Source organism: Pseudomonas sp. TMW22080 (assembly GCF_022496745.1).
GTDB lineage: Bacteria > Pseudomonadota > Gammaproteobacteria > Pseudomonadales > Pseudomonadaceae > Aquipseudomonas > Aquipseudomonas bubulae.
This window is the reverse complement of the sequence record NZ_SCFF01000010.1, coordinates 1-4,603: the sequence shown is the minus strand read 5'-3', so window position 1 is coordinate 4,603 and position 4,603 is coordinate 1. Positions and strand designations below refer to the sequence as shown.

Sequence of the window (4,603 nt, the reverse complement as noted above, 5' to 3'; positions counted from 1 at the left end):
TTCATTCGGGCCAGCGGCGACGGCAATCGCTCTGGCCAAGGTCTCGGGGAATCTCTGCTTTTCGGTGCGGGGAACGAGACCTGGTAAGCCAATTCTGTCGGGAAAACTCCCGTCTGTCCAGCTTCCAGCCTCCCCCGACACCTCTTCCCGACGCTTGGAATCAAGATGCTTTGGGCCCGGGAAGTAATAGCTGCCGATCAAGGGGATCTCTTCACGGCAGCCGGTATAGCCGGTTAGGTGCGACCCGCAAGGGCGAGAAGGCAATGGCAGGGCAGCGTAAAAACCCAACCACGGGCGCTGTCACTGTCCTAAAACCCACCAACCGCCAGACGCCGAAGAGGGCAGGGGGCGCAGTGGTAAACAATCCCCGAAAGTCTGGAACGCCTGTTGGGAGTGGGAGCCGGGTGGTCGCACCTGGAACAAAATCCTCACTGCGTGGAGTCATGCGAGACGCTTTTTTTAAAAGCCGATCGTAGGGGCTCCCACGCCAGTGGGAGCCATCAAGTGCGTCGCGCAGCCATCATTATTGCCGCCAGTGGGCGGCCTTAGACTGGCGTCAGCCATCATTGCTCGTGCTCTTGTCTCTCAGGGTTATTACCCGCTTTGGATCTTTCCCAGCGAGTGGGGGTCCCCCTTTAGGGGGTCGAGCTGGTGAGCGCGTAGCGCGAATGCTCTTGGCTTTTTGCCCTTTTGTGCCTTTTCACCTTTATACCTTTATACCTCTCCTATTGGCGTTCTATTGCTGAAGCAATAGCCAACGCAATAGAACGACCAATAGAACGCCACATAGATAATCCAAGACAAAAGCAGAGCAACAGCGCGCCATCCCTACGGTCTGTCGTGGCCGCCCTGCGGGACGCCCAAACCTTCCGGGGGAGCGCCCCGTCAGGCTTTCAGGGTTCCGACTCGCTGCGCGAGCCTCCACCCTCTTTCCTCACCTGCGCCCTGAACGGGCTTGTCTCGAAAATTCACCCGCGTGCGCGCCCGGCAAAGCCGGACCAACCTGCATTCTGCAATTGCGCGACGTCTCGTTGCGGTCCTTTGTCCCTTTCTCGACTGCTACATCGCGAATCCAGGTTGGTCCGGTTTCACCTGACGCGCACGCAAGCGGTGCGGCCGGATGCTTCGCACCCTGGTTACGCCCTGAACGGGCTTCACCAGGGCAGACCGGAAAAATTTGGCCTGGGGGCCATTTTTCCTCCCCCCCCTCGTGGGCTCGGGAGGCGTCTGTCAGGCTGTTCACGCCACCAGAGGTGGCGGTTTATCCGAGCAGCTTTTGGCTGCTCGGGATGCGCTACCATGCGATTTTTTAAGGAGCCATCTCATGCAGCGTTTGGTAAAGCCGTCGGATTACGTCCTGCAGGACGTACTTGGCCAATCGATGTATCAGATTCCCTGGGAGCCCAGGCTCTGCCCGGGCAACCCTGCAGAAGATCCCGAGGCTGGCGCACTTCTTTACAACGCATTCGTCCAGGATCAGGCCAAAGGTGTTGTGCCGCGGACACCCGCCGAGCAGATGAGTGACATTCTGGATTGGGTTTTCGAAACGGCAGGCGAACCCGCCCGCAGCCTGGCCGCTGACTTGGCGGCAGCGTACCTAGGCAATCACGCCTTCCTGATCGATGATCTGGATGATTGGGACGCGGAAACCAAGTCGCATCGGGCGCACATGGTTTTTCATGGCGAGGACATTAGGGGACTTTCAGCGCGAACCGTCATGAAATTGCGGGCTCGAGCTGCCGCCGGATTTTAGCCGCGAAAATATCGTTAGACCGGTTGTTGCTACTAGTAACACGGGAGCGCATAACGAATAGAAAGGAACCCGCCCGGACGGGCCAAGAAGGTGTCGCAATGCGTATGACGTTTGGCAGTGCCTGCCGTAACGCGGGCCTTATGGCGGTGGTGTATTTCCTGTACGTGGGCTTCCAGAAGGGACACTTTGATGTCTTCGGCTGGTACGGGGTTGGGTGGTCGTGGGGGGACTGGCTAGTGTTGGCGGTGCTGACGGGGGTTTTTGGGGGCATTCTGTTTGAAGAATGGTGGGGGCAGCGCAAGCGTGCGAAGGCGAAGGCCCGCGAGCAGGGCGAAGACTTCCAATAACGCCGCGTATGTAAGTCGGACACAAAAAATCCCGCCAAAAGGCAGGATTTTTTGCTTCCGAACTCACCAATCTTCAGGGCGTTCCGCGTGCTGATGGAGAATTCGATATATCAGGATGGTATCCCCCTTCCGCGTGTAAATAGATCGATAGGGGTATTTCGAAATAATCAGTTCTCGGCAATCAGGGATATCCGAGGCTTTCCCTAACTGAGGAAAGGTCTCCAGTCGGGTTATGGCTTCCAGCACTTGGGAAATGACTTCCTCGGCCTTTTCAGCACCTAGACGCGGTTCGTAATGCTCGTAGATACCTTCGAGGTCACTGTCCGCTTTGCTGGTTAATGCGATTTTCGGCACGAGCCACCCACTTAGCCTTCACGGCATCCAAGTCGATTAGATTGCCTGCCTCAGCATCAGCGATCCCTTCGGCTACCGCTCGAAAATGCCAGGACTCTGACTCTACATAACGTGCCAATGCACGTTTGAGATGGTACTGACGATCCCGATCAGTTGCTTCAGCGAGCTGATCGAGCTGGTTAATCAGCTCCGATTCCACACGAAAAGACAGGACAGGCGAGGCCATGTTATCACTCCACACGATGTTGTCTACGATGTAGACGTTGTCTACTCATATTTGAGTATTCCACTATCAGTGGAATATCGCAACTATTTGCTAATCATTTATGAGCACTCACTATCATCGACCCAGTGCGAATAACGCCGCTTATGTTCAAAAGGCCCCCACACTTGAGAGAGTCGTGGGGGCCTTTTTTTCTGGGCACGGAAACCACACCCCTCCTACACTGGTACGCCAGACCCCACCTCTGTGGTTTTACGCACGGTGGGCCACTGACTCGGATAAGGACACCCCTGCCATGCCGTTACCCGTCACGCCGTCTTATGAGCGCCGTTTGCGCGACCTGCGCACGCTGTCCCCGGACACTGGCGCACTGCTTGAGCGCATCGCCCTGGAGCTGCAGCCGCAAGTGCTGGCCACCTCGATTGAGGCGTTGGAGGCGCAATTATTGGATCACCTGCAGGAAGTGGCTGAGCAGCAGACGCGCTGTGTAACTCGACTCTGGGACTGGTTAAACGCCGTGGTCGCCGCCGGAGCGCTGACGCCACCACAGGCGGCAGCGTTTGCCTGTGAAGCGGCCACCTTGGGCGGCCCGTCTGGCGTGGTACCAGAATGAGCAGCCGTGACGGTTCCACTGCTCACTACGGCTTAGAGCTCGGGCTAACGTGTTGGCATATTCAATGGGTTCTGGAGTATGAAGGCGTGACGTGCACGCTTTGCGGTGTCTGCCAAAGCGTCCAAGAGGCAGACATTCCTTTTGCTCATGTGGCAGGTTGCATCGGCGCAGCGGAAGTGGCACAGCACCCTTGGCGCGAGCTAGCAGCGGTTCTACGCCATTTGCCGGTCGTACTCGATAAATGATTGGCGAAGGAATTCACGAAGACGCGCTGCAGCACCTGGTGCAACAAAACGCGGTTAGGGAGTTTGTTGTGGGCCGCGATGCTAGCCGCACCAAGTGGACGTTTTCGGTACGCCTCGGCGGGCCGCACTCCCGGCTGATCGCGGTGCGCTCACGGCGCGAAGCGATTCGTACCTGGGCCAGCCTGACGGCAGTGGGGCGGTTTGCCGAAGGGCTCGGCGTGCGAGGCTTTGCGGTGGAACTATGAAGTTTCGCGCCCGCGAAACTGGCCACGGCTTTTAGTTATCGAGAGCGTCGAGCAAATTTGCCCAAGTAGGGGCTTCCCCTGGCTTCGCGTTGTGAGGCAATGCAGGTTTAGGCTCAGGTTTATGCTCGATCAGCCGAAGTGATTGTTGCAGCTCTTGTATCTCTGCACGCAGCAATCGAACCTCTTCAACCAACGAGTGTAGGGCTGGGTGTAAGGCGTCCATTTCAGGTGTAGGGGAAGTGTAGGGCGAGGGTGTCGGGTCAAGTGTAGGGCGGTGTAGGGTGATCCCCTGTGGTTCGCCATAAACGCGGATCATTTCTGATAGGTCGATAACCTTTTGCCCTTTACCGTCTAGGCCAGCAGTTACGCGGCCTTTAGACACGGCCTCATGCAATGTTGAACGGTGTAAACCGTAGAGTTTTGCCATGCGGCCGATGGTTAATTTTGCCATGTAGGGCAGTGTCGGGTTCTGTCTGTAGGGTGCCCTACAGTCTACTGCTATTTATGAGACTTAACCGACCATTCCCTAACGCGGTCCGGTGGACCTTGTTGGCTACCGTGCTGGTAGGCAGCACAGCTGCCAGACCCACACGGCAGCTTGTGAAAGACACAGGGTTTGCGCTGAGCGAGCAAACGCAATATCTTTGGGTAATAGATACATAGCATTAAAACGAAAAAACCCTGCCAAGGCAGGGTTTCATTCGGGCCAGCGGCGACGGCAATCGCTCTGGCCAAGGTCTCGGGGAATCTCTGCTTTTCGGTGCGGGGAACGAGACCTGGTAAGCCAATTCTGTCGGGAAAACTCCCGTCTGTCCAGCTTCCA

8 protein-coding genes are annotated in these 4,603 nt (G+C 56.9%); 4 read left to right on the top strand and 4 right to left on the bottom strand.

The genetic code is table 11. The annotated features are described in order from the left end of the window. A partial coding sequence (locus EQV96_RS23220) for a hypothetical protein (RefSeq protein WP_240882453.1) occupies window positions 1–201 on the bottom strand: 201 nt, incomplete at its 3' end. Window positions 202–1,324: 1,123 nt separating this feature from the next. Here EQV96_RS23220 and EQV96_RS23215 point away from each other — a divergent pair. Both EQV96_RS23215 and EQV96_RS23210 read left to right on the top strand, forming a co-directional pair. Next, a complete protein-coding gene (locus EQV96_RS23215) occupies window positions 1,325–1,753 on the top strand; it encodes a hypothetical protein (RefSeq protein WP_010657471.1) in 429 nt (142 codons plus the stop codon). Between the two features lie 98 nt (window positions 1,754–1,851). Next, on the top strand, window positions 1,852–2,100 hold the full coding sequence (locus EQV96_RS23210) for a hypothetical protein (RefSeq protein WP_095003392.1): 249 nt from the start codon (window positions 1,852–1,854) through the stop codon (window positions 2,098–2,100). Window positions 2,101–2,163: 63 nt separating this feature from the next. On the opposite strand, the gene EQV96_RS23205 is transcribed toward EQV96_RS23210, so the two are convergent. Both EQV96_RS23205 and EQV96_RS23200 read right to left on the bottom strand, forming a co-directional pair. Next, window positions 2,164–2,454 (bottom strand): type II toxin-antitoxin system RelE/ParE family toxin, encoded by a 291-nt coding sequence (locus EQV96_RS23205; protein ID WP_084357101.1) that lies wholly within the window; start codon window positions 2,452–2,454, stop codon window positions 2,164–2,166. Continuing rightward, window positions 2,417–2,680: a ribbon-helix-helix protein, CopG family gene (locus EQV96_RS23200; protein ID WP_010657468.1), complete on the bottom strand. Its 264-nt coding sequence runs from the start codon at window positions 2,678–2,680 to the stop codon at window positions 2,417–2,419. Before EQV96_RS23200 ends, EQV96_RS23205 begins: the two co-directional genes overlap by 38 nt. A 292-nt stretch (window positions 2,681–2,972) precedes the next feature. On the opposite strand from EQV96_RS23200, the gene EQV96_RS23195 reads away from it, so the two are divergent. Both EQV96_RS23195 and EQV96_RS23190 read left to right on the top strand, forming a co-directional pair. Next, window positions 2,973–3,290, top strand: coding sequence for a hypothetical protein (locus EQV96_RS23195; protein ID WP_095019824.1), 318 nt, complete (start codon window positions 2,973–2,975; stop codon window positions 3,288–3,290). A 241-nt stretch (window positions 3,291–3,531) separates the two neighbouring features. Further along, on the top strand, window positions 3,532–3,780 hold the full coding sequence (locus EQV96_RS23190) for a hypothetical protein (protein ID WP_095003394.1): 249 nt from the start codon (window positions 3,532–3,534) through the stop codon (window positions 3,778–3,780). Between the two features lie 31 nt (window positions 3,781–3,811). On the opposite strand, the gene EQV96_RS23185 is transcribed toward EQV96_RS23190, so the two are convergent. Further along, a complete protein-coding gene (locus tag EQV96_RS23185) occupies window positions 3,812–4,231 on the bottom strand; it encodes a hypothetical protein (RefSeq protein WP_073510845.1) in 420 nt (139 codons plus the stop codon). Between the last annotated feature and the right edge of the window lie 372 nt (window positions 4,232–4,603).

What these genes read in the sequence shown, in the direction of transcription:
- EQV96_RS23210 (WP_095003392.1), top strand. Translation starts at nt 1,852, where the DNA reads ATGCGTATGACGTTTGGCAGTGCCTGCCGTAACGCGGGCCTTATGGCG.
- EQV96_RS23215 (WP_010657471.1), top strand. Translation starts at nt 1,325, where the DNA reads ATGCAGCGTTTGGTAAAGCCGTCGGATTACGTCCTGCAGGACGTACTT.
- EQV96_RS23185 (WP_073510845.1), bottom strand. Translation starts at nt 4,231, where the DNA reads ATGGCAAAATTAACCATCGGCCGCATGGCAAAACTCTACGGTTTACAC.
- EQV96_RS23200 (WP_010657468.1), bottom strand. Translation starts at nt 2,680, where the DNA reads ATGGCCTCGCCTGTCCTGTCTTTTCGTGTGGAATCGGAGCTGATTAAC.
- EQV96_RS23190 (WP_095003394.1), top strand. Translation starts at nt 3,532, where the DNA reads ATGATTGGCGAAGGAATTCACGAAGACGCGCTGCAGCACCTGGTGCAA.
- EQV96_RS23195 (WP_095019824.1), top strand. Translation starts at nt 2,973, where the DNA reads ATGCCGTTACCCGTCACGCCGTCTTATGAGCGCCGTTTGCGCGACCTG.